Origin of the sequence: Aeromicrobium sp. Leaf289 (assembly GCF_001423335.1) — a bacterium.
In the GTDB taxonomy this organism is placed as follows: Bacteria; Actinomycetota; Actinomycetes; order Propionibacteriales; family Nocardioidaceae; genus Aeromicrobium.
The window spans coordinates 972129-995002 of record NZ_LMNK01000002.1 but is presented as its reverse complement, the minus strand read 5'-3'; the positions used below and the strand labels follow the sequence as shown (position 1 = coordinate 995002).

At 71.6% G+C, this 22874-nt stretch carries 20 protein-coding genes and 1 tRNA gene; 10 read left to right on the top strand and 11 right to left on the bottom strand.

Translation table 11 applies throughout. The annotated features are described in order from the left end of the window. Window positions 1–4: 4 nt before the first annotated feature. From folE to ASF37_RS08770, 5 genes are all read right to left on the bottom strand, one after another. Complete coding sequence (gene folE / locus ASF37_RS08790; protein WP_055963852.1) at window positions 5–580, bottom strand: GTP cyclohydrolase I FolE; 576 nt, start codon at window positions 578–580, stop codon at window positions 5–7. 13 nt (window positions 581–593) lie between these two features. Then, window positions 594–2609, bottom strand: a complete 2016-nt coding sequence (ftsH, locus tag ASF37_RS08785; protein WP_082495371.1) for an ATP-dependent zinc metalloprotease FtsH — start codon at window positions 2607–2609, stop codon at window positions 594–596. 162 nt (window positions 2610–2771) lie between these two features. Further along, the gene (gene hpt, locus ASF37_RS08780; protein WP_369797005.1) at window positions 2772–3323 is read right to left on the bottom strand and encodes a hypoxanthine phosphoribosyltransferase; all 552 of its coding nucleotides are present in this window, start codon (window positions 3321–3323) and stop codon (window positions 2772–2774) included. A gap of 60 nt (window positions 3324–3383) precedes the next feature. Continuing rightward, window positions 3384–4331, bottom strand: coding sequence for a tRNA lysidine(34) synthetase TilS (tilS, locus tag ASF37_RS08775; protein WP_056556079.1), 948 nt, complete (start codon window positions 4329–4331; stop codon window positions 3384–3386). A gap of 22 nt (window positions 4332–4353) precedes the next feature. Further along, entirely contained in the window at window positions 4354–5406 is a 1053-nt protein-coding gene (locus tag ASF37_RS08770; RefSeq protein ID WP_056579910.1) for a zinc-dependent metalloprotease, read from the bottom strand. A gap of 55 nt (window positions 5407–5461) precedes the next feature. Here ASF37_RS08770 and ASF37_RS08765 point away from each other — a divergent pair, with 55 nt between their 5' ends. The 8 genes from ASF37_RS08765 (at window position 5462) to ASF37_RS08730 (ending at window position 15844) form a co-directional block, all read left to right on the top strand. Then, window positions 5462–8374: a Na+/H+ antiporter subunit A gene (locus ASF37_RS08765; RefSeq protein WP_056579908.1), complete on the top strand. Its 2913-nt coding sequence runs from the start codon at window positions 5462–5464 to the stop codon at window positions 8372–8374. Between the two features lie 76 nt (window positions 8375–8450). After that, window positions 8451–8870, top strand: a complete 420-nt coding sequence (locus ASF37_RS08760; RefSeq protein ID WP_055963841.1) for a Na(+)/H(+) antiporter subunit C — start codon at window positions 8451–8453, stop codon at window positions 8868–8870. Then, window positions 8867–10474: a Na+/H+ antiporter subunit D gene (locus ASF37_RS08755; RefSeq protein WP_055963838.1), complete on the top strand. Its 1608-nt coding sequence runs from the start codon at window positions 8867–8869 to the stop codon at window positions 10472–10474. Before ASF37_RS08760 ends, ASF37_RS08755 begins: the two co-directional genes overlap by 4 nt. Then, window positions 10474–11004, top strand: a complete 531-nt coding sequence (locus tag ASF37_RS08750; protein ID WP_055963835.1) for a Na+/H+ antiporter subunit E — start codon at window positions 10474–10476, stop codon at window positions 11002–11004. Before ASF37_RS08755 ends, ASF37_RS08750 begins: the two co-directional genes overlap by 1 nt. Then, window positions 11001–11279 carry a monovalent cation/H+ antiporter complex subunit F gene (locus ASF37_RS08745; protein WP_200914374.1) on the top strand — a complete coding sequence of 93 codons (279 nt, stop codon included), beginning with the start codon at window positions 11001–11003 and terminating at the stop codon, window positions 11277–11279. Before ASF37_RS08750 ends, ASF37_RS08745 begins: the two co-directional genes overlap by 4 nt. Next, the gene (gene mnhG, locus ASF37_RS08740) at window positions 11276–11605 is read left to right on the top strand and encodes a monovalent cation/H(+) antiporter subunit G (protein ID WP_055963831.1); all 330 of its coding nucleotides are present in this window, start codon (window positions 11276–11278) and stop codon (window positions 11603–11605) included. Before ASF37_RS08745 ends, mnhG begins: the two co-directional genes overlap by 4 nt. 100 nt (window positions 11606–11705) lie before the next feature. Further along, window positions 11706–12494 (top strand): exodeoxyribonuclease III, encoded by a 789-nt coding sequence (locus tag ASF37_RS08735; RefSeq protein WP_055963828.1) that lies wholly within the window; start codon window positions 11706–11708, stop codon window positions 12492–12494. 116 nt (window positions 12495–12610) lie between these two features. Next, on the top strand, window positions 12611–15844 hold the full coding sequence (locus ASF37_RS08730) for a CDP-glycerol glycerophosphotransferase family protein (protein ID WP_056579906.1): 3234 nt from the start codon (window positions 12611–12613) through the stop codon (window positions 15842–15844). 21 nt (window positions 15845–15865) lie between these two features. On the opposite strand, the gene ASF37_RS08725 is transcribed toward ASF37_RS08730, so the two are convergent. The 4 genes from ASF37_RS08725 to ASF37_RS08710 all read right to left on the bottom strand — a co-directional run bounded on the left by ASF37_RS08725 (window position 15866) and on the right by ASF37_RS08710 (window position 19593). Beyond that, entirely contained in the window at window positions 15866–17164 is a 1299-nt protein-coding gene (locus ASF37_RS08725; protein WP_055963823.1) for a class I SAM-dependent methyltransferase, read from the bottom strand. Continuing rightward, window positions 17161–18510 carry an FAD-binding oxidoreductase gene (locus tag ASF37_RS08720; RefSeq protein WP_056579905.1) on the bottom strand — a complete coding sequence of 450 codons (1350 nt, stop codon included), beginning with the start codon at window positions 18508–18510 and terminating at the stop codon, window positions 17161–17163. Before ASF37_RS08720 ends, ASF37_RS08725 begins: the two co-directional genes overlap by 4 nt. Before the next feature lie 89 nt (window positions 18511–18599). Then, window positions 18600–19259 carry a pirin family protein gene (locus tag ASF37_RS08715; RefSeq protein ID WP_055963816.1) on the bottom strand — a complete coding sequence of 220 codons (660 nt, stop codon included), beginning with the start codon at window positions 19257–19259 and terminating at the stop codon, window positions 18600–18602. After that, window positions 19252–19593 carry a metallopeptidase family protein gene (locus tag ASF37_RS08710; protein WP_082480410.1) on the bottom strand — a complete coding sequence of 114 codons (342 nt, stop codon included), beginning with the start codon at window positions 19591–19593 and terminating at the stop codon, window positions 19252–19254. Before ASF37_RS08710 ends, ASF37_RS08715 begins: the two co-directional genes overlap by 8 nt. 111 nt (window positions 19594–19704) lie before the next feature. On the opposite strand from ASF37_RS08710, the gene ASF37_RS08705 reads away from it, so the two are divergent. After that, window positions 19705–19780, top strand: a tRNA-Glu gene (locus ASF37_RS08705). A 257-nt stretch (window positions 19781–20037) separates the two neighbouring features. Next, window positions 20038–20898: a tRNA glutamyl-Q(34) synthetase GluQRS gene (gluQRS, locus tag ASF37_RS08695; RefSeq protein ID WP_055963807.1), complete on the top strand. Its 861-nt coding sequence runs from the start codon at window positions 20038–20040 to the stop codon at window positions 20896–20898. A 140-nt stretch (window positions 20899–21038) separates the two neighbouring features. Here gluQRS and ASF37_RS08690 read toward each other — a convergent pair whose 3' ends face one another. Together ASF37_RS08690 and ASF37_RS08685 are read right to left on the bottom strand one after the other, a co-directional pair. Then, window positions 21039–21851: an alpha/beta fold hydrolase gene (locus ASF37_RS08690; protein WP_056579903.1), complete on the bottom strand. Its 813-nt coding sequence runs from the start codon at window positions 21849–21851 to the stop codon at window positions 21039–21041. Window positions 21852–21964: 113 nt separating this feature from the next. Continuing rightward, window positions 21965–22870 (bottom strand): ABC transporter substrate-binding protein, encoded by a 906-nt coding sequence (locus ASF37_RS08685; protein WP_055963801.1) that lies wholly within the window; start codon window positions 22868–22870, stop codon window positions 21965–21967. Window positions 22871–22874: the final 4 nt, after the last annotated feature.

The window sequence follows — 22874 nt, the reverse complement described above, 5'->3', positions numbered from 1 at the left end:
CCGGTCACCGAGCGCCACCGCTCGTGATGAGCCCCATCGCCTCGGCCCGGGTGGCGGGGTCGCGCAGCTGTCCGCGCACGGCGCTGGTGACCGTCCGGGCGCCGCCCTTGCGGACGCCGCGCATGGTCATGCACAGGTGCTCGGCCTCGATCACGACGATCACGCCGCGCGGTTCCAGCACCTCGGTGAGGGCGTCGGCGATCTGGGTGGTGAGCCGCTCCTGCACCTGGGGCCGACGGGCGAAGACGTCGACGAGCCGGGCCAGCTTGGACAGGCCGGTGACGAATCCGTCGGATCGCGGGATGTAGCCCACGTGCGCGACCCCGGTGAACGGCACCAGGTGGTGCTCGCACATCGACCACAGCTCGATGTCCTTCACGAGCACCAGCTCGTCGTGACCGACGTCGAACGTGGCCGTGAGGACCTCGCGCGGGTCCTGGTCGAGACCGGCCAGCAGCTCGGCGTACGACCGGGCCACGCGGTCCGGGGTCTCCTTCAGGCCGTCACGGTCGGGGTCCTCCCCGACGGCGATCAGCAGCTCGCGCACCGCCGCTGCGGCGCGCTCGACGTCGACGCTCATGCTGTCCTCGTCCTCACGCCGGCCCGACCGGGCCCTGCGGGGTGGGATCGTCCGGCGGCGGTGCGTCCGGGCCGGTGTCGGGACCGACGACGATGCCCTCGGTCTCGGGCTCCTTGAGCCGTGCCGCCTCCGGCGCCTCGACCGGGGGCTGGTCCGACGGCTGCCGCGTGTCCGAGCCGGTCCACGCCGGACGCACCTCGCGCCGGCGCAGCGGCTCGAAGATGCGGGCGACCTCGCGCTTGTCGAGGGTCTCCCTCTCCATGAGCTCCAGGACGAGGGAGTCGAGCACGTCGCGGTTCTCCGCGAGGATGTCGAACGCCTCCTGGTGGGCGTGGGCGATGAGCGAGGAGACCTCCTCGTCGACCACGGCGGCCACCCGCTCGGAGTAGTCGCGGGTGTGGCCCATGCCCATGCCACCACCGAGGAAGGGCTGGCTGTTGTCGCTGCCCAGCTTGATGGCGCCCACGCGCTCGCTCATGCCGTACTGGGTGACCATGGCCCGGGCCAGGCCCGTGGCCTTCTCGATGTCGTTGCCCGCGCCGGTGGTCGGGTCGTGGAAGACCAGCTCCTCCGCCGCGCGGCCACCGAGCATGTACGCCAGCTTGTCCTGCAGCTCCGCGCGCGTCTGGCTGTACTTGTCCTCGTCGGGCAGGACCATCGTGTAGCCGAGGGCGCGGCCACGGGGCAGGATCGTGATCTTGTGCACCGGGTCGCTCTGCGGGAGCGCCGCGGCCACCAGGGCGTGTCCGCCCTCGTGGTAGGCCGTGACCAGCCGCTCCTTCTCGTTCATCAAGCGCGTGCGCTTCTGCGGACCGGCCATGACGCGGTCGATGGCCTCGTCGAGCGTGGCGTCGGTGATGACCTTGTCGCTGTTGCGCGCCGTGAGCAGGGCGGCCTCGTTGAGCACGTTGGCGAGGTCGGCGCCGCTGAAGCCGGGGGTACGTCGGGCCACGCTCTCGAGGTCGACGTCGGGGCCGATCGGCTTGCCGCGGGCGTGCACCTTGAGGATCGTCTCGCGGCCCTTGAGGTCGGGGGCCTCCACGCCGATCTGGCGGTCGAAGCGGCCGGGACGCAGCAGGGCGGGGTCGAGCACGTCGGGCCGGTTGGTGGCCGCGATCAGGATGACGCCGCCGCGCACGTCGAAGCCGTCCATCTCGACGAGCAGCTGGTTGAGGGTCTGCTCGCGCTCGTCGTGGCCGCCGCCCATGCCGGTGCCGCGGTGGCGGCCGACCGCGTCGATCTCGTCGATGAAGACGATCGCCGGGGCGTTCTCCTTGGCCTGCTCGAACAGGTCGCGCACGCGGCTGGCGCCCACGCCCACGAACATCTCGACGAAGTCGGAGCCGGAGATGGAGTAGAACGGCACGCCGGCCTCGCCGGCCACGGCGCGGGCCAGCAGCGTCTTGCCGGTGCCGGGCGGGCCGTAGAGCAGCACGCCCTTGGGGATCTTGGCGCCGACGGCCTGGAACTTGGCCGGCTCCGACAGGAACTCCTTGATCTCGCCGAGCTCCTCGATGGCCTCGTCGCAGCCCGCGACGTCGGCGAAGGTGGTCTGCGGGGTGTCCTTCGTGATGAGCTTCGCGCGCGACTTGGCGAACTTCATGACGCCACCGCCGCCGCCCTGGAAGCGGGTCATGATGAACAGGAAGAGACCGACCAGGAGCAGGATCGGCAGGATCGAGCTGGCGAGGTAGGTGAGGAACCCGGTGGTGGGGACCTTGACGTCGAAGGTCTTGAGCTTCTTGTCGACGACCTCGGCCTCGGCCTTCTCGACGAGGCGGTCGCCCTGGCCGGCGAGGAACTTCGCGCGCACCTTGGTGCCGTCGTCGAGGGTCGCCTGGATCTCCTGGTCACCCTCGACGAAGGTCATCTCCGAGATCGTGCCGTCGTCGAGGTAGCCGACCATGGTGGCCGTGCGGACCTCCTTGAAGCCGTCGGCCCGCCCGGAGAACTGGAGGGTGACGACGACGAGGACGAGGATGAGGACGATCCAGACCCAGGGACCGCGGAACAGGCGCTTGGCGTTCATGGACACGGGCCGGCGGGGCCCACTCCTCCTCGTGTGCTCGGTCGGCGGCCCTCGCCGCCGACACAGGAACCGTACACGTCAGGACGAAGTCCGACCTGCCGATCCCGTACTGGCAGAACGCTCACGCGAACCGTGACGTTCCCGCTGGATCGGGACGTGCTCTCAGGAGTACACGTGGGGCGCCAGCGTCCCGATGCTGCGCAGGTTGCGGTACTGCTCGGAGTAGTCCAGGCCGTAGCCCACGACGAACGCGTTGGGGATGTCGAAGCCGACGTACTTCACGTCGACGTCCATCTGCAGCGCGTCGGGCTTGCGCAGGAGCGTGGCGATCTCGACCGAGGCCGGACCGCGGGAACGCAGGTTGGTCACGAGCCACGACAGCGTCAGGCCGGTGTCGATGATGTCCTCGACGATGAGGACGTCACGGCCCGAGATGTCGGTGTCGAGGTCCTTGAGGATGCGGACCACGCCGGACGACGTGGTGCCGGAGCCGTAGGACGAGACCGCCATCCAGTCCATCTCGACGTGGCGGTCGAAGCTGCGCGCGAGGTCGGCCATCACCATGACGGCGCCCTTGAGCACGCCGACCAGGAGCAGGTCGCGACCGGCGTAGTCCGTCTCGACCTGGCGCGCGATCTCGCGCAGCCGCGCGACGATCTGCTCCTCGGTGAACAGGGTCTGGTCGAGGTCGAGGTCGGACTCGACGTGCTGGATGTCCACGGACTCAGCCTGCCACAGCACCCCTCGGCACGGACGAGGACCGCCCCGATCGGATCAGGGACCGCCGCCGATCCGGTGGAGCCGGCCTGCCGTCCGCGTCAGCGCGACGTGACCGGGCAGCTCGACCCGGTCCTGGCCGTGCCAGTCGGTGACGAGACGGTCGAGCGCGGCGAGGTGGACCGAACCGAGCTCCCCGGGGACGGCGCCGGCCTCGAGCGCGAGTCGGCGGAGCACCCGGGACCGCAGCGCAGGCGGGAGAGCCACGAGCGTCGCGACATCGGCGGCGTCCTCGACCTGGCCCGCCAGCTCGTCGAGCAGCGTCGTGTCGTGACGCAGCTGGTCGGCGGTGCGGGCGAGCGCCTCCGGCACCCCCGAGCCCAGCACGTCGTCGAGCAGGGGAAGCACCTCGTGCCGGAGCCTGGCACGACGGTAGGCGGGGTCGGCGTTGTGCGGGTCGGTCCACCAGACCAGGTCGTGGGCGCGGCACACCGCCTCGGTGTCGGACCGGCGCAGACCGAGGAACGGCCGACGCCAGCGCCCGTCGCGCGCTGCCATGCCGGCGAGCGAGCGCGGCCCCGAGCCCCGGCCCAGTCCGAGCAGCACGGTCTCGGCCTGGTCGTCCAGGGTGTGCGCCAGCAGCACCACGCCTTCGCCACCCGCGGCCTCGAGCAGGGCCGCCCGGCGTGCCGCACGCGCTGCGGCCTCGGGCCCGCCGACGGTCCCCACCTGCACACGGACCGCGCCGCCGGGCAGGCCGAGCGAGCGCACCTGCTCGACCGCGCGGGCCGCCACCGCGTCCGACCCGTCCTGGAGACCGTGGTCGACCACCACGACGCGCGCGCTTCGGTCGTCACGGTCGGCCACGAACGCGGCGCAGACCGCCAGCGCGAGCGAGTCGGCCCCGCCGGAGACGCCGAGCACCACCGGTGCGTCCGGTGCGACGTCGGCGAGGGCGTCGCGCACGCCCGCTCGACCACGCGCTTCCGCGTCGAGCAGCCTCACGCCGCGGCTCCCGGCCCGTCGCTCAGCCGTGCACCCGCGCCACCCAGGCGGCGGGGTCGAGGATCTCGGCCCGGTCGGGCAGGTTCTCCGGCCGTTCCCACACCGCGTTGAAGCCCGACAGCCCGACCTTCTCGTTGACCTCGCGGACGAACACGGCGCCGTCGCGGTACTGGCGCATCTTGGACTCCAGGCCCAGCAGACGCCGCAGCACCCGGTCGAGCCCGCCGCCGCCCTGCCGTCGCTGGTCGAACCGCTTGCGGATCGTGGCCACCGACGGGATCACGTCGGGCCCCACGCCGTCCATGACGACGTCGGCGTGGCCCTCGAGCAGCGACATGACGCCGGTGATCCGGTCGACGACGGCCTTCTGCCGCTCGTTCTGGAACAGCTCGGCGAGAGAGGCGTCGGAGGTGCCCCGCAGGACCTTGACCAGCTCGCCCACGCCCTCGGTGAGGAAGCGCTGCACGGCCTCGGAGTCGAGGTCCGTGGCGGCGGTCAGCTCGTCGATCAGGCCGCGGAGGTGGTCGCGCATCCACGGCACGGCCGTGAACTGCACCCGGTGGGTCTCCTCGTGCAGGCACACCCACAGCCGGAAGTCGTGCGGATCGACGTCGAGCGTGCGCTCCACGTGGACGATGTTCGGCGCGACGAGCAGCAGCCGGCCGCCCTCGCCGCGCGGCCCGGTCCAGAACGGGTCGAACTGGCCCAGCACCTTGCCCGACAGCAGTGCCACCAGTCCGCCGATCTCGGCACCGCTCACCCGGCTGCCGACGGCGTGGGCCAGACCGCTGCGCGGCCGCCCCGCCTCGATGCGGGCCACGACCGGGTCCATGAGCACCTCGAAGGTGCCGAGGTTTGCCTCGATCCATCGAGGCCGGTCGACCACGAGCACCGGCGCCTGCGCCTGGACGGTGTCGGGTGCGTGGAGGTCGGAGAACTCGCGGACCGGGCCGGTGGACCGGGCCGCCGCCTCCCGCAGCTCGCCGACGACGTCGTCGGCCTCCGCCGGCGACAGGTCGGGCCCCGGACGTGACAGCTTCGTCGCCGTGCCCTGCGCGACGCCCCAGTCGATCATGGGGCCACGGTACGGCGTGCCGCCATGCGGGACCTCCCGATAGGGTGGGGTCAGAATGATCGGGCTCCTCGCGCTGCACCTCGTCGCCGCAGCGGGAGCCCCTCTCCTGGTCAGGTTCCTCGACCGTCGCGCCTTCGTCGTGCTGGCCCTCGTTCCGGCCGCGTCCTTCGCGTACCTGCTGCCACGGGCGCTCGACGTGAGCTCGGGCACGAGCGACCCGATCGTCGAGCGCTGGAGCTGGATCCCCTCGCTCGGTGTCGACGTCGACCTGCTGATCGACCCCCTCACGGCACTGATGTCACTGGTGGTCACGGGCGTCGGTGCACTGGTGCTGCTCTACTGCGGCTGGTACTTCCGCCAGGGCGATCCCGAGATCTGGCGGTTCTCCGGCGTGCTCACCGCCTTCGCCGGGTCGATGCTCGGACTGGTCCTGTCCGACAACATGTACGTGCTGTTCGTGTTCTGGGAGCTCACGACGGTGCTGTCGTACCTGCTGATCGGGCACAACCCCGAGCGCCGGGCCAACCGCCGGGCGGCCATGAACGCGCTGCTCGTGACCACGTTCGGCGGGCTTGCCATGCTCATGGGCCTGTTCGTGCTGCACGCCCAGACCGGGACGGCTCGGCTCAGCGAGATCGTCGCCGACCCGCCGTCGGGCCCGGCCGTCACGGCCGCGGTGGCGCTGCTGCTCGTCGGCGCGCTCAGCAAGTCGGCACTCGTCCCGTTCCACTTCTGGCTCCCGGGAGCCATGGCGGCGCCCACGCCGGTGAGCGCCTACCTCCACGCGGCGGCCATGGTGAAGGCCGGCGTGTTCCTGGTGCTGCTCCTGGCCCCCGCGTTCGCCGACACCCCCGGCTGGCGGCCCGTGCTGCTCACCCTCGGCATCATGACGATGATCATCGGCGGGCTGCGCGCCCTGCGCCAGCACGACGTCAAGCTGCTGCTCGCCTACGGCACCGTGAGCCAGCTCGGCTTCCTGGTCGCGGTGGCCGGGGCCGGCACCCGGTCGGCCGCGTTCGCCGGTCTCTCGCTCGTGCTCGGGCACGCGCTGTTCAAGTCCACCCTCTTCCTCGTGGTCGGCATCGTCGACCGCAGCACCGGCACGCGCGACCTGCGCGAGCTCAGCGGACTCGCCCGTTCCATGCCCGTCCTGTTCGTCGTCACGCTCGTGGCCGCGGCGTCGATGGCCGGGCTGCCCCCGCTGCTCGGGTTCACGGCGAAGGAGGCCGCGCTCGCGGCGTTCGTCGACCTCGGCGAGGACGCGGGCATCGGCGTCTGGGGCACGGTCTCGCTCGTGGGACTGGTGGTCGGGTCGGTCCTCACGGTGGCGTACACGGCACGCTTCGTGTGGGGCACGTTCGGCACCAAGGACGTCGCCCCCACCGACGTCGCGGCACCGGGACCCTGGTTCCAGGCATCTCCCGTGATCTTGTCCGTCCTCACGGTCGCCGGCGGCGTGGCCGGTCCCCTCCTGACGCCGCGGATCGAGTCCTACGCCGAGGCGTTCGGCGCCGGCGCCCACGAGCCCGTCCTGACCCTCTGGCACGGGTTCACCCCGGCGCTGTGGCTGTCGGTCGCCGCCGTCGTCGGCGGCATCGCCCTCTGGCTGCTCCGCCGACCCGTCGCGCACCTGCAGGAGACGCTCGTGCGTCGGCTGCACCTGCCCGACGCCGAGCGCAGCTACCACGCGGTCGTGCGCGGCGTCGACCGCGCGAGCGTCGAGGTCACGGGCTTCACGCAGCGCGGCTCTCTCCCGGTCTACCTGGGTGTCGTGCTCGTGGTGCTCGTGCTCCTCCCCGGCAGCGCCGCCATCAGGGCGTGGGGCTCACCGTCGATCTCCGTCGGCGACGGCGGTGCCTTCGAGCCCGACGACGCGCTACGCATCGCCACGGCGGCCCTCGTCTGTGGCGCCGCGCTGCTCACCGTCCGCTCCCGCCGACGCCTCCGTGCCGTGCTGATGCTCGGCGTCACCGGCTACGGCACGGCCCTGCTGTTCGTGCTGCACGGCGCCCCCGACCTCGCGCTCACCCAGGTCCTCGTGGAGACCTTCGCGCTGGTCACCTTCGTGCTGGTGCTGCGCCGCTTCACGCCGTTCTTCTCCGACCGGCCGTTCACCGCGGCCCGCCGGGTGCGCATCGCGATCGGCGCCACGGCCGGCCTGGCCGTGGCCGCGTACGCCGTGGTCGCGGCGAACGCCCGCACCGCGTCGCCGGTCGGGCGGGCGTTCGAGGGTCCGGCCTACGACTTCGGCGGCGGCGAGAACATCGTCAACATCACGCTCGTCGACATCCGCGTGTGGGACACCTTCGGCGAGCTGGCCGTGCTCGTCGTGGCCGCCACCGGCATCGCGAGCCTCATCTTCCTCATCACCGACCGGGCCCAGTCCCACCGCGAGACCCGTCGGGCGCGCCCCAGCGCCACGGACGAGCGCGAGGACTGGCTGCCCGGCGCGGCCTCCCTCGACATCGAGCGCCGCTCCGTCGTCTTCGAGGTCGTGGCGCGCGCGGTGTTCCCCGTGCTGATGATCTTCTCGGTGTACCTCATGTTCACCGGCCACTACACGCCCGGCGGCGGGTTCGCAGGCGGGCTCGTCGCAGGGCTGGCGCTCGCCGTGCGCTACCTCGCCGGCGGTCGGCGCGAGCTCGACGCCGCCGCGCCCGTCGACGCCGGCGTCGTGCTCGGCTCGGGCCTGGCCATCGCCGCCCTGTCCGGGCTCGTGCCACTGCTCGTGGGTGCCAACACCTTCCAGAGCGGTGTCTTCGACATCCCCGTCCCGCTCCTCGGCGACGTCCACGTGGTCACCTCGGTGGCCTTCGACGTCGGCGTCTACCTCGTCGTCATCGGGCTCGCGCTCGACGTGCTGCGCAGCCTCGGCGGTGGCATCGACCGGCACGGCGAGCAGGGCCACACCGACTCCGGGCTCTCCGAGGAGTGCACGAGCGACGACGCGAAGGGGGCGAAGGCATGAGCGAGCGCCAGCGAGCGAACCGAGGGCTCCTCATGTCGGCGCGCCCGTACCATGCCCTTCCCACGGGGGTGACGACATGAGTGTCGATCTCGCCCTCGTGATCGCGATCGCCGTCCTGGTCGGCTGCGGCACGACGCTCATGCTCGAGCGCAGCCTGAGCCGGATCCTCGTCGGGTTCGTCATGGTCGGCAACGGCGTGAACCTGCTGTTCCTCGTGGCCTCCGGACCGAGCGGGGCGCCGCCGATCGTCGGCCGCGAGGACATCACCGACCCCCTCCCCCAGGCGATGGCCCTGACCGCCATCGTCATCACCCTCGGCGTCAGCGCGTTCGGCCTGGCCCTCGCCTACCGCTCCTGGCAGCTGTCCGGCAGCGACGACGTGAAGGACGACGTGGAGGACGACCTCGTGCGCCGTCGGGCCGAGGCCGACGAGACGTCCGGGACGTTCGACGAGCCCGAGACCAGCGTCCCCGACGAGGAAGGGGCCGACTCGTGACCCAGCTCGTCGTCCTGCCCGTGCTGCTCCCCCTGCTCGGCGCCGGCCTCTGCCTCGTGCTCGGCCGCTCCGCCCGCGCCCAGCGGATCGTCAGCGTCGCGGTGCTCGCGTCCGTCGTCGCCACCGCCGCCACCCTGCTGGTGCGCGCCGACACGCAGGGGCCCCAGGCGCTCACGCTGGCCGGCTGGGGACCGGAGATCGGGATCACGCTGGTCGCGGACCGGCTCTCGGCGCTCATGCTGCTGGTCTCGTCGGTCGTCACCCTCGCCGTGCTGCTGTACTCCTTCGGCCAGGGCATCGTCGAGTACGGGCGCGACACCCCGCTCTCGGTGTTCCACCCCACCTACCTGGTGCTGAGCGCGGGCGTCTCCAACGCGTTCCTCTCGGCCGACCTGTTCAACCTGTTCGTCGGCTTCGAGGTGCTGCTGGCCGCCAGCTACGTGCTCATCACGCTGGGCGGCACGGAGGCGCGCATCCGGGCGGGCACCGTGTACATCGTCGTCAGCCTGCTGTCGTCGGTCGTCTTCCTCATCGCCATCGCGTGCGTGTACGCCGCGACCGGCACGGTGAACTTCGCGCAGCTCTCGCAGCGGCTCGGTGAGCTGGACCCGGCGGTCGCCCACATGCTGCAGCTGCTGCTGCTCACGGTGTTCTGCATCAAGGCCGCGGTGTTCCCGCTGTCGGCCTGGCTGCCGGACTCCTACCCCACCGCGCCCGCCCCGGTCACCGCCGTGTTCGCCGGACTGCTCACCAAGGTCGGCGTGTACGCGATCGTGCGCACCCAGACCCTGCTGTTCCCCGACGACTCGATGAGACCCCTGCTGCTGACGGCAGCGATCCTCACGATGGTGGTGGGCATCCTGGGCGCGGTCGCGCAGACCGACATCAAGCGCATCCTGTCGTTCACGCTCGTCAGCCACATCGGCTACATGCTGCTCGGCGTCGCGCTCGGCACGGAGCTGGCGCTGTCGGGCGCGGTCTACTACATCGCGCACCACATCACCGTGCAGACGGCGCTCTTCCTGCTGGCCGGACTGATCGAGTACCGCACCGGCACCACCAACCTCGACCGGCTCGGTGGGCTGGCACGGTCGGCGCCGATCCTGGCCGTCGCCTTCTTCGTGCCGGCGATGAACCTGGCCGGCATCCCACCCTTCTCGGGATTCCTCGGCAAGGTCGCGCTCGGACGCGCCGGCATCGAGGCGGGCGACTGGCTCGCGGTCACGGCCGTGGTGGCCAGCGTCGCGGTCAGCCTCCTCACGCTCTACGCCATCGCCAAGGTCTGGAACCGCGCCTTCTGGCAGCCGGTCGACGACGACCTGGCCCAGTCCGTGGTCGACGACGGCTCCGACGTGTGGTCGCACGGTGCGATGCACGGGGGCGGCGACGTGAACACCCGCTTCCAGGCGACGTCGGCCTGGCAGCGCCTGGCCGAGGAGCAGCGGCTCCCCCTCGGCATGGGACTGCCGACGCTCGCGCTCGTCGTCGCCTCCGTGGCGCTCACCGTGCTCGCCGGGCCGTTGTTCGGCGTCACCGACGCCGCTGCCGTCGAGCTGCTGCAGCGCACCCCCTACATCACGGCGGTCCTGGGAGGTGGCGGCTGATGCCCCGCTGGCGGGTCGTCCTCGGCCTCACCGTCGTCTGGCTCCTGCTCTGGGGCTCCGTCACGCCCACGCTCGTGCTCGGCGGCCTCATCACGTCGGTCCTGGTGCTGCTGCTCTTCCCCTTCCCGCGGGCACCCTGGCGCTGGACGCTGCGACCGTGGCCGACGACCACCCTGGTCCTCCGGTTCGCCGCCGACATGCTGCGCGCGTCGGTGCAGGTGGCCTGGCTCGCCGTCCGTCCGTCCGCACCGCCGCCGAGCGCGGTCGTGCGCGTGCCGCTGGTGACCCGCTCGGAGCTGCTGCTCACCGCCACGGCCGAGCTGGTCTCCCTGGTCCCGGGCTCGTTGCTCGTCGAGCTCGACCCGGAGGCGCCGGCGCTCTACATCCACGTGCTCGACGCCCGCTCCCCCGAGCGCATCGAGCGGGCCATCGCCGCGGTCCACGAGCAGGAGCGTCGCGTCGTCGAGGCGTGGGCCCCCCGTGACGAGCGCGACGCCTACCGCCGCACCGTGCAGGAGGCCGCCTCGTGATCCCCGTCGCCGTCGCCTGCGCCACCATGCTGGTCGTCACCGGCGTGCTGTGCCTCGTCCGGATCGTGCGCGGCCCGACGATGCTCGACCGCACCGTTGCCGCAGACGTCTTCGTCGCCGCCTGCCTGTCCGCCGTGGGGGTCGAGGCCGCCATCAGCGGTCACGTCGACACCGCCCCCGTGCTGCTGGCCCTGGCGCTCGTGGGCTTCCTCGGCTCGGTCAGCATCGCGCGGTTCGCCGCACGCGACATCGACGCACCCCCGGAGGACCCATGACCACGTCCCTGATCGTCGACATCGTGTCCGGAGCCCTGCTGCTCGTCGGCAGCGCGCTCGCGCTCATCGCCGCCATCGGCCTGGTGCGCTTCCCCGACGTGCTCACCCGCATGCACGCAGCCACCAAGCCGCAGACCCTCGGCCTGCTCCTGGTGCTGGCCGGCCTGGCCCTGCGCATCCGCGACCCCGGCGCCCTCGCCATCATCGGGCTCGTCGCCCTCTTCCAGCTGTTGACCGCACCCGTCTCGGCGCACATGGTGGCGCGCGCCGCCTTCCGCACGGGCGTCGCCGACACCTCCCGCCTCGAGCGCAACGACCTCGACTAGTCCTTCCATTTCGGACACCTCCGGGGCACCACGTCCGGTCGAGATGCCCCGGAGGTGTCCGAAACGGAGGGACTGGAGCGACGTTGGTAGGTTCGGGGACGTGCGCATCGCCACCTGGAACGTCAACTCGATCCGCAGCCGCGTCGACCGCGTGACGGCCTTCCTGGAACGGCACGACGTCGACGTGCTGGCCATCCAGGAGACCAAGTGCCGCGAGGACCAGTTCCCCGCGCTCGAGCTCAGCTCGATGGGCTACGAGTACGTGCACGTGGGCCTCAACCAGTGGAACGGCGTGGCGCTGCTGTCGCGGGTGGGCCTCGAGGACGTGGCCACCTCCTTCGCCGACCAGCCGACGTTCGGCGACCCCGCGGTGGTCGAGCCGCGCGCCGTGGGCGCCACGTGCGGCGGTGTGCGGATGTGGAGCCTCTACGTCCCCAACGGCCGCGACCTCGAGCACGAGCACTTCACCTACAAGCTCGAGTGGCTCGACCGCCTTCGCGCCGACGCCGCAGGCTGGCTGGCCGCCGACCCCGACGCGCAGATCGCGCTCACCGGCGACTGGAACATCGCCCCCCAGGACGACGACGTCTGGGACATGGCGGCCTTCGACGGCAAGACCCACGTGTCGGCACCCGAGCGTGCCGCGTTCGCGAGCTTCGTCGACACCGGCTTCAGCGACGTCGTCCGCCCGCACGCCCCCGGCCCCGGCACCTACACGTACTGGGACTACCAGCAGCTCGCGTTCCCGAAGAAGCGCGGCATGCGCATCGACTTCGTGCTCGGCTCCCCCGCGCTGGCCGCGCGCGTCGAGGGTGCCTTCATCGACCGCGAGGAGCGCAAGGGCAAGGGCGCCAGCGACCACGCCCCCGTGGTCGTCGACCTCGGCTGAGGTCGTTATCGTGGCGCAGTCGCCCAGCGTGACGGCACCGGACCGGCTCCTCGCCCCTCCGTGCGGAGACGCTCCGACCGTCCCGCCCCCGTCCCGAGCGCCCAGGGAGGTCAGTCGTGCCACCTCGTGAGACCACCGACGCCCCGCCGCTCGGACCCGACTCGCGTCTCGTCGTCCGCCGCGACGGCGCCCTGCTGACTCTCGAGATCTCGCTCGCACGGCCCGCCCACACCCTCGTGGTGCGCCAGCGCGACACCCTGCGTGAACGACGCGTCCCCGTGACCGACGGCACCGCGACGTTGGACCTCGACGACCTCTGGGCCTGGAGCGGTGACTTCGAGCGCTTCCTCGACCTCTGGCTCCTCGTCGGCGAGTCCGCGGACGAGGTCCGGCTCGGCGGGTTCGCCCACACCGACCGCGACGCGGCCTTCGGCCAGCACGTGGTCGTCCCCGGCGACGGGACCGAGGTCGTGCCCCACCGCGGCCTGACCTTCACGATGTCGCGAGCCGGGAACGCCGCGGTCCACGTGGGCCCACCGCGGCGGCAGGACGTGCGCACCGCCACCGACCGCATGACCACACGTCGCGGCAACCTGCACGTGTCCGCGCGGTTTACCACGGGAAACAACCTGCTCGGCCGAATCCGCCTGCTGGCCGTGGTGCGTGACACCGGCGAGGAGCACGAGCTGCCGATCACCGCCACGTACGACGAGGAGTCCACGCGGCGTAGGGCCGGCAACCGGCACTACGGCGTCGACTTCGAGGTGCCGTTCCAGCAGATCGCACCCGACGGACACCTCGACGGAACCGTGCTCGACCTCGTCTACGAGATGGAGTTCGCCGACGGCGCGACACCGCTGCGTCGCGGCATCGTCATGCCGTCGCTGGTGGGCCGTCGCGGCCTGCGCGAGATGTTCGCCCGCGGACCCGAGCACGCCACGACGTTCATCCCCTACCGCACGTCGAAGGCGCACCGCGTCGCGTTCAACATCGAGACGACGACGCGCGAGCTCCTGCGGTACCGCCGGCGCCTCGCCGTCGTCGCGCCGCTGCTCAGCCTGCTGCGGCCGTTCCTGCGCGTCTGGCTCGTCGGCGAGCAGCCGTTCAAGGCCCAGGACAACGGCTACCACTTCTTCCGCTGGGTGCGGCTCAACCGGCCGAGGCGCCGCGTGTACTACGTGGCCGACCCCGGCCTGTCCAACCTCGCGGAGCTGCAGGACCTCGGCCAGGTGGTCATGCGCGGCTCGCGTCAGCACCTGCGTCTCAACCTGGTCGCGTCGCGGATCCTCTCCACCCACCACGCCGACTACCTCCTCGCCTCCCGCTCCCCCGGGTACCGGCGCTGGGTGCGCGGTCGTCGCGTCTTCCTGCAGCACGGCGTGATGGGCACCAAGAACATGGCGCACCTGTACGGGCGCCGCGCTCCCGGCTTCCGCACCGACGACGTCATCGTCAGCTCGACCTTCGAGGCCGAGATCCTGCGCAACGACTTCGGCTACGAGGCCGCTCAGGTGCACGTGACCGGTCTGGCGCGGTTCGACCGGCTGCTCGACGGCAGCGTCGAGCCCGACCGCGCACTCCTGGTCATCCCGACCTGGCGCGACTGGCTGCTGAACCCCAACGACGTGCCGGACAGCGAGTACGCGCAGGCCTGGTCGGCCGTGCTCGACCACCCCCGCGTGCGCGCCATGGCCGACGACGGCGTCGAGGTCCGGTTCATCCTGCACCCCAACATGCGCGCCCACTCGGCCCTGTTCGACCGACCCTGGGTCACGGTGCTGCCGTCGGGCGCGACGAACGTCCAGGACCTCATGAAGTCCAGCGCGGCGCTCCTCACCGACTACTCGAGCGTCGGGTTCGACTTCAGCATGCTCGAGCGTCCGGTGTTCTACCTGCAGTTCGACCGACGTCTCTACCTGGCTGGCGGCGGCTCCCACCTCGACCTCGATGCCCAGCTGCCCGGCCGCATCGCCTTCGACGTCGAGACCGCCGTGCGCCTCGTGACCGAGTCGGCTGCCGGGGGCTTCGTCGCCGACGAGAAGTCACGGGCGCGGGCGCGTCGCTTCCTGGACCACCGCGACCTGGAGTCCTCGCGCCGCATCCACGACCTCGCGATGCGGCGGTCGTCGCCCCTGGTGGCCGTCCGCCGCGTGCGCGCGAGCGTCTGGTCGATGCGCCTGTTCGAGACGTTCCGGCGCAGCAAGGCCTACGGACCGGCCATGCGGATGCTGTTCCGCATCGCACGGCTGCTCCCTCGGCAGGACGTCGTGGTGCTCGAGAGCGGCCTGGGCAAGCAGTACGGCGACAGCCCACGTGCCATCCACGAGGAGCTCCTGCGCCGTGGCACGCCGTTGCACCTGACCTGGGTCAACGACACCTCCACCCGTATCCCGGGTGACGACGTCGAGAAGGTGCGTCGGCTCTGGCCCCGGTACTTCTGGCGTCTGGGCCGGGCCCGCTACTGGGTCAACAACCAGAACTTCCCGCACTACCTGCGGCCGTCCTCACGCACCCGCTACCTGCAGACGTGGCACGGGACGCCGCTGAAGCGCATGCAGCACGACATCGACGGCATCGGCGAGCGCGACCCCGAGTACCTCGAGAAGGTCACCCGGATGACCGGCTACTGGGACGCACTCGTCTCGCCCAGCCCCTACGCCACCGAGTGCTTCCGCTCGGCGTTCCGCTACACCGGCGAGGTGCTCGAGTCCGGGTACCCCCGCAACGACCTCTTCCACTCGGCCGACGCCGCAGCCCGGGCCCGGCTCGTGCGGCAGCGTCTGCGCATCCCCGAGGACCGCAAGGTCGTGCTCTACGCGCCGACCTTCCGCGACGACGTGAAGCGCGGCAACAGCTTCCTGGCCGACCTGCGGCTCGACCTCGACCTGCTGCAGCGCAGGCTCGGCGACGAGTACATGGTGCTGCTGCGCTTCCACTCCATCGTCAAGGGCCGGCCCGAGGTGCGGGCCGAGCAGATGGACTTCGTCCGCGACGTCACGCTGTTCCCCGACGCCCAGGACCTGTTGCTCGTGGCCGACGTGCTCATGACCGACTACTCCTCGATCATGTTCGACTACGCCGCCCTCGACCGGCCGATGGTCTTCTTCACCTACGACCTCGACCACTACCGCGGGTCGCTGCGCGGCTTCTACCTCGACTTCGAGGACGTCGCGCCGGGCCCGCTCGTGCGCACCAGCGAGGAGGTCGCCGACGCGCTCGCCGACCTCGACGCCCTGCGCGAGACGTACGCCCCCCAGCGCGCGGCGTTCATGGAGCGCTTCGCACCGCTCGACGACGGTCACGCCGCCGCGCGGGTCGTCGACGGCTTCTTCGGCCCTGCGGGCTCGTAGGGCCGTCGCCCGGTCCGGGGGTCAGCTGCCCCAGGTGGGCCGCAGCGGCATGTGGGCGTCGCCGTCGGGCCCGACCTTCACGCCCAGCACCTGGTGCAGGCCGATCTCGTTGCGCTCGAAGGCGAGGCGCGAGCCGGCCATGTAGAGCCCCCACACCTTGGCGATGCCGAGGCTGACCTCGCCGAGAGCCTCGTCCCAGTGCTCCTCGAGGTTCTGCGACCAGCCCTGCAAGGTGAGGGCGTAGTGCTCGCGGATGTCCTCGACGTGGCGCACCTCGAGCCCGTGGTCGTGCATGGCCGACACGATCGTGCCGACCGGGGCCAGCTCGCCGTCGGGGAAGACGTAGCGGTCGATGAACGCGCCCGCCTTCGGCGACAGCGACCCGTCGCGCCGGGTGATGCAGTGGTTGAGCATGCGACCCCCGACCCGCAGCTTCCCCTGGAGGAAGGCGAAGTAGTCGGGGTAGTTGCGCACGCCGATGTGCTCCATCAGGCCGATGGACGAGACGGCGTCGAAGTCGCTCTCGCCCACGTCGCGGTAGTCGCTGAACCGCACCTCGGCCAGGTGGTCCAGACCCTGGTCCTTGATCGCCTGCTGCGCCCACTGCGCCTGCTGCTCGCTGAGTGTGACGCCGAGGGCCTGCACGCCGTAGTGCTCGGCGGCGTGGCGCACCATGCCGCCCCAGCCGCAGCCGACGTCGAGGAGCCGGTCGCCCGGACCGAGCCCGAGCTTGCGGCACACCAGGTCGTACTTCTCGTACTGAGCCTGCTCCAGCGTGGCGTCCTCGGTGGGGAAGACGGCGCAGGTGTAGGTCATCGACGGGCCGAGCACCAGCTCGTAGAACCGGTTGGACACGTCGTAGTGGTGGTGGATCGCCTCGGCGTCGCGCGCCTTGCTGTGCCGCATCCCCTCCACCACACGGCGCCAGCGCGGCAGGTGCTCCTCCGGGGGAGGCGGCGGCGGCTTGAGGTTCGACAGACCGAGGCTGCGGACGATCTGCAGCAGCTCGGCCGGGCCGGGCACCTTGAGCCGCAGGCGGCTCTGCACCAGGGTCATCAGGTCGTAGGGGTTGGCCAGCGACACGCCCTCGATCTCGAGGTCGCCGGCCACGAAGGCGCGGCCGAAGCCGAGGTCCCCGGGGGCGGTCATCAGGTAGGCCAGTCCGCGCTCGGTGCGCAGGCGGACGGTGATGTCGGCGTCCTCGGGCCCGGCGCTGCTGCCGTCGTAGGCCTCGAAGCGGAAGGGCATGCCATCGCGCATGAGGCGCTCGACGGCGCCGGCGATGGTGAGGGTGTCGGTGTCCCGCGTGATGATGCTCATGAGTTCCTCACGGCTTTCTCGTACAAGGAGCTGAGTCGCCCCTCGGGGTCGTGCTCGGCGCGCACGGCGTCGAGCGCCGCGGTGCCGTACAGGTCGGCGAAGGTGGCCTCGTCGTAGAAGGCCTCGGAGTACAGCGACTTGTGGCCGCCGAGGGTGTGCACGTGCTCCTCGATGCGCCGGTTCACCAGGCCGTCGGGAGAGCCGACCGGCACGACGACGGTGCCCCAGAAGCCCAGGTTCACGTAGGTCTCGCCCGGACGCAGCGGGTAGCCGGGCCAGGAACGGGTGGTGCGCAGCGGGCACAGCCACACCGGCCGCATGCCGACCTCGGCGTCGAACCAGGAGAGGAACTCCGGGACCGCGGCCACCGGGACCTCCACGTCCTGGATGACCTTCTCGCGGCCGGGGACCTTCTTCACGCGGTCGAGCAGCCGGCTGACGCCGACCTTCGCGTCGAGCGCGATGATCCGGTGGTAGACGTCGGAGCGTCGCCAGCGTCGGGGCCAGACGCGACGCACCCACGGGTTCTGGGCACCGAAGGCGGCCGAGCACCAGAACCAGTCGGTGTCCCAGCGCCACAGGTAGTCGTGCATCGTGAGGCGGTCGGTCTCGCGGCGCTGGAGCGAGCGGTAGAACACGTCCTGGCCGGTGTAGTCCGACGTCGGACCGGGCTCGTCGGTGAACCGGGCCAGCGTCACGTACACCTCGTCGGGCGCGAAGGCGGTGGCGTCGAGCCCGTGGACCGGTTCGCCGTGCCAGGTGCCGGACTCGGCGACCTCGCCCAGCATCGTCGCGGCGTCGGCGGCGTCGTCGAGGCGGACGTGGCGCAGCGCGACGTAGGGCGGCACGGCCTCGAGACGGATGCGCAGTCGCGTGGCGTAGCCGAGGCTGCCGTAGGAGTTGGGGAAGGCGTCGAACAGCCCGTCGCCGGGCTTGCAGGTGACGATCTCCCCAGCGCCGGTGAGCACGTCCATCTCCAGGACCGACTCGTGCGGGAGGCCGTTGCGGAACGACGTCGACTCGATGCCGAGCCCCGTGACGGCGCCGCCGAGCGTGATGGTGCGCAGCTGCGGGACCACGTAGGGGATCAGACCGTGCGGGAGGGTGGCGTCGACCAGGTCCTCGTAGGTGCACATGCCCTGGACGTCGGCGGTGCGCTCGCCGACGTCGAGGGCGACGACCCCGTCGAGGCCGTCGACGTCGAGGCCGGGGACCCCTGGGTCGGCACGTGGGCGGAACAGGTTGGACGTGCGCTTGGCGAGGCGGACCGGAGCGCCGGCCGGGATCGCCGCGTAGGAGCCGAGCAGCCTGTCGGCCGCCCGCTGGTGCTCGCTCCAACCCTTCACCCGCCCAGACTAGAGCGGCGGGAGGGCGGACCTCCACCCGGGATGGTTGCAGACGTCAACGACCCAGGGGGGACGCCTCGTCCGGCTCCTCAGCGCGCGTCGGGCAGTCGCCAGACCAGTGCCTCGCCGTCACCGGCGACGAGGACGCGTTCGACGTCGGTCGCGCGGAGCTCGTCGCCCGGCCCGAGGCGGACGCCGTCGGCCACCACCTCGCCGCGCGTGACGTGGACGAGGACCTTCGCGGCACCGGTGACCTCCAGCGGCCTGTCGCCCCGAGGACGCGCCACCAGGAGCTCGGCGTCGGCATGGACGGGCACGGTCGGATGGAGCCCGGGCTTCTCCGGCACCTTCGCGGAGGCGTACTGCGGCGCGGCGTCGTGACGGGAGCGCAGCATCATCTGCACGAACCGCAGCGGCTCGGTCGGGGAGGCGTTCAGCTCGGCGTGCTCGGCCCCCTCACCGGCACTCAACCGCTGCGCCACGCCCGGCGCGATCGTGCCCGCGTGGCCGGTGGTGTCGCGGTGCGCGAGCGCCCCCTCGAGCACCCAGGTGACGATCTCGACGTCGGCGTGGCGGTGGGCGTCGTACCCGCGACCCGGCGCGACGAGCTCCTCGTTGATCGCCACGAGAGGACCGAACGCCACGTTGTCGGGGTCGTAGTGCGCGCCGTAGGAGAACGAGTGGAGCGTGCGCACGCCCTCGCCCTCGGTGACGTAGCGCTCGCCCGCGCGGCGGACCCGACTAGGCATAGCCGAGCTCGTGCAGCCGTGCGTCGTCGATGCCGAAGTGGTGCGCGATCTCGTGCACCACGGTGATGCCGACCTCGTGCACCACGTCGTCCTCGGTGTCGCAGATCGCGAGGGTGGGGTTGCGGTAGATCGTGATGCGGTCGGGCAGGACTCCCCCGTAGGCGGTGTCGCGCTCGGTGAGCGCCACGCCGTCGTAGAGCCCCAGCAGGTCGGGGTCCTCGGGCGGGGCGTCGTCCTCGACGAACAGCACCACGTTGTCGAGCATCGCCGTCAGCTCGGGGGGCACCTGCGCGAACGCGGCCTCGACCAGCTCGGCGAACCGGTCCTCGCTCATCTCCACCACGGGTCCATCCTGCCCGAGCGCTCCACGGCCGTCGGGGCGGAGCACGCGGGGTGACGGGCGCGTCCCGTCGGCCTCCGCGGCCCCGTATGCTGGGGCGGCCGCGCCCCCTTCGTCTAGCGGCCCAGGACGCCGCCCTTTCAAGGCGGTAGCGCGGGTTCGAATCCCGTAGGGGGTACCAGATCTCCCCTCGCCCGAGCCGTCTCGATGTGATCTTGGTCACTTCTGGGCCCTTTTCCAGGAATATGCCCTGACCTGCGAAAACTCGAGTTGGAAGCGTGTAGTTCTCGACCTACGATGACCCCATGGTCGCCGTCCTCCTCACCTTCGTCAGTCTCGTCCTCACTCTCGCCATCGGCGCCGTCTTCCTGCTCGGGGCCCACCAGCTCGTGACCATGATCGTGCGCCACCTCGAGACCCGTCCGACATACTCGGACGATGCCCGCCGGACGCTTCGCTCCCTCGCCGTCCGGCGACCTGCACGTCGGTAACCTCCGCACCGCGCTCCTCGCCTGGCTGTTCGCCCGCTCGACGGGACGCAGCTTCCTGATGCGCGTCGAGGACCTCGACCGCGTCCGCGCCGGCTCCGAGGAGCAGCAGCTGGCCGACCTGCGCGCCCTCGGCATCGACTGGGACGGACCCGCCGTGCGCCAGAGCGAACGTCGCGACGTCGTCGACGCCGCCATCGCCACCCTCGAGTCGGCGGGCCTGACCTATCCGTGCTTCTGCACCCGTCGTGAGGTGCAGGAGGCGGCGAGCGCACCCCACCTGCCGCCCGGTGCCTACCCGGGGACCTGCCGCGACCTGACCGCCGACGAACGCACCGCGCGCGCCGCCGAGCGGCCGGCGGCCCTGAGGCTGCGGTCCGCGACGCCCACGTGGACCGTGCACGACGAGCTCCACGGCGACGTCGAGGGAGCCGTGGACGACTTCGTCCTGCGTCGCAACGACGGCGTGCCGGCCTACAACCTGGCCGTCGTGGTCGACGACGCGGCGCAGGACGTGGACCAGGTGGTGCGCGGTGACGACCTGCTGACGTCGGCGCCGCGACAGGCCTACCTCGCCACGCTGCTCGGCCACGCCCAGCCGACGTACGCGCACGTGCCGCTCGCCGTGAACACCCAGGGCGTCCGCCTGGCCAAGCGCGACGGGGCGGTCACGCTCCGCGAGCTCGGCCGCGACCAGGCCTGGGCCATGATCACGGCGTCACTCGGCTTGAGCGGTGACACCCCGTCCGACCTGCTCGCGTCCTTCGACCCCGCATCACTCCCGCGGCAGCCCTGGACCGTGGTCGGCTGAGGCCGCCCTTCCCCTTCCCCCGGCAGTGGGTGGCCCGCACTGCCGGACCACCCAGAGGTGGGAGAGCCGCGGATGGCGGCGCCGTGTCCGCGCACCACCTACCTCGGCCCCGGAGGCACCGCAGCCACACGAGGAGTCGTTCAGGAGCGGGCGAGGAAGTCCTCCACCAGACGGGTCACGGCCTCGGGCTGCTCGATGGTGCTCGAGTGCCCCGCCTTCGGCACGACCTCGAGGCGAGCACCGGCGATGCCGGCCACGATCGCCTCGGCCTTGGCCACCGGCGTGGCCACGTCGTCCTCCCCCACGATCACCAGGGTCGGTGCCTCGATCCGGTCCAGCTCCGGAGCGATCGGGTCGCGATCGGTCACCCCGAGGATCGCCGCGCGCATGCCTCGGCGGTCGACCGTGGCCAGCTTCGCCATCCACGGGCCGACGACCTCGTCGCGCCGCGACGAGCCGAGCAGGTCCGGGCCGAACATGATCGGCTCGACCTTCGAGCGCACCGGCCCCATGCCGAGCCAGCGGTAGACCCGCGCCAGCGTGCGGTACTGCGCGACCTTCTCGGGGTCCTCGGGGCCGGCGCTGGTGTCGAGCAGCACGAGCGAGAGCACCCGTTCCGCGTGTCGGGCCGCGAGCCTCATGCCCACGAACCCGCCCATCGACAGACCGGCGTAGTGCACCGCGTCGAGACCCAGGTGGTCCAGCAGGGCCACCAGGTCCCCCGTGAGCGAGTCCATGTCGGCAGCGCGGTCCGCTGCGGCCGGCGTGTCCCCCTGCCCGCGCCAGTCCACCGTGATGCAGCGGTACCGATCCTTCAGCGTCGCCACCTGCGGGTGGAACATCCACCCGCTGAACAGCAGGCCGTGGCCCATCACCAGCGTCGGCGCACTGGGCGACGGCTCGCCGGAGTCGGTGTAGTGGAACGAGATCCCGTTGACATGAGCGTGTGGCACGGCTCACAGGGTGCCACATCACCAGGCGCGTCCGGGGCGCACCGAACCGGGGCCGGACGCACCACGGCCCGGCACCCACGCGGGTGCCGGGGCCGTGACGCGGGTCCGATCGATCAGATGAGGCCCTTCTCCTCCAGCCACTCCTTGGCGACGGTGGCGGCCGAGGCCTTCTCGTCGCCGTCGACCCGGCCGTTGAGCTCGATGAGGTCCTCGGTCGTCAGCTCGGCCGAGACCGCGTCGAGAGCGTCCTCGACCACGTCGCTGGACTTCGCGTCGTTGATCAGCGGGATGATGTTCTGCGCCGCGATCAGGTTCTCCGGGTCCTCGAGGGTCACGAGGTCGTTGGCCTTGATCGAGGGCGTCGTCGAGTAGATGTTCGCGACGTCGACGTCACCGTCCTTGAGCGCCTTGATCGTGGCCGGTCCACCGGCGTCGCTGATGGGCGTGAACTCCACGTCCTTGGCGCCGTAGACCTTCTTCAGGCCGGGGACGCCGTAGGGCCGGGTCTCGAACTCGGGGTTCGCGCCGACCTTGACCGTGCCGAGCTTGGCGAGGTCGCCGATCGAGGTGATGCCCTCGGACTCGGAGAGCTCCCGGGTGACGTTGTAGGAGTCCTTGTCCTCGGCCGGGGCGGGCTCGAGCGTCTCGAGCTCGTCCGGCAGCGCGTCGTCGAGCGCGTCCTCGACCGCACCGGGCTCGGTGGCCGTGGCGTTCTTGTCGAAGTAGAGCAGCAGGTTGCCGGTGTACTCGGGGATGAGGTCGATCTCGCCGCCCTCGAGCGCGGGGATGTAGGCCTCGCGCGCACCGATGCGCAGCTTCTTCTCGACCTTGACGTCCTTGGCCTCGAGGGCCTGGGCGTAGATCTCGGCGACGATCTCGGCCTCGGTGAAGTCGGCCGAGCCGACGACGATCGTGTCGGAGTCGGACGCGCCGGCCTCCGTGGGGTCACCGCCGCAGGCGGTGAGGGTGAGGGCGGCGGCCGCGAGGGCGGCGCCGATCCCGATCTTGTGCACGGACATGTCT

Coding starts and splice junctions, on each gene's coding strand:
- mnhG (WP_055963831.1), top strand. CDS start 11,276: ATGACCACGTCCCTGATCGTCGACATCGTGTCCGGAGCCCTGCTGCTC.
- ASF37_RS08750 (WP_055963835.1), top strand. CDS start 10,474: ATGCCCCGCTGGCGGGTCGTCCTCGGCCTCACCGTCGTCTGGCTCCTG.
- ASF37_RS08715 (WP_055963816.1), bottom strand. CDS start 19,259: ATGCCTAGTCGGGTCCGCCGCGCGGGCGAGCGCTACGTCACCGAGGGC.
- folE (WP_055963852.1), bottom strand. CDS start 580: ATGAGCGTCGACGTCGAGCGCGCCGCAGCGGCGGTGCGCGAGCTGCTG.
- ASF37_RS08765 (WP_056579908.1), top strand. CDS start 5,462: ATGATCGGGCTCCTCGCGCTGCACCTCGTCGCCGCAGCGGGAGCCCCT.
- ASF37_RS08770 (WP_056579910.1), bottom strand. CDS start 5,406: ATGATCGACTGGGGCGTCGCGCAGGGCACGGCGACGAAGCTGTCACGT.
- ASF37_RS08685 (WP_055963801.1), bottom strand. CDS start 22,870: ATGTCCGTGCACAAGATCGGGATCGGCGCCGCCCTCGCGGCCGCCGCC.
- ASF37_RS08725 (WP_055963823.1), bottom strand. CDS start 17,164: ATGAGCATCATCACGCGGGACACCGACACCCTCACCATCGCCGGCGCC.
- ASF37_RS08710 (WP_082480410.1), bottom strand. CDS start 19,593: ATGAGCGAGGACCGGTTCGCCGAGCTGGTCGAGGCCGCGTTCGCGCAG.
- ASF37_RS08760 (WP_055963841.1), top strand. CDS start 8,451: ATGAGTGTCGATCTCGCCCTCGTGATCGCGATCGCCGTCCTGGTCGGC.
- gluQRS (WP_055963807.1), top strand. CDS start 20,038: ATGCCCGCCGGACGCTTCGCTCCCTCGCCGTCCGGCGACCTGCACGTC.
- ftsH (WP_082495371.1), bottom strand. CDS start 2,609: ATGAACGCCAAGCGCCTGTTCCGCGGTCCCTGGGTCTGGATCGTCCTC.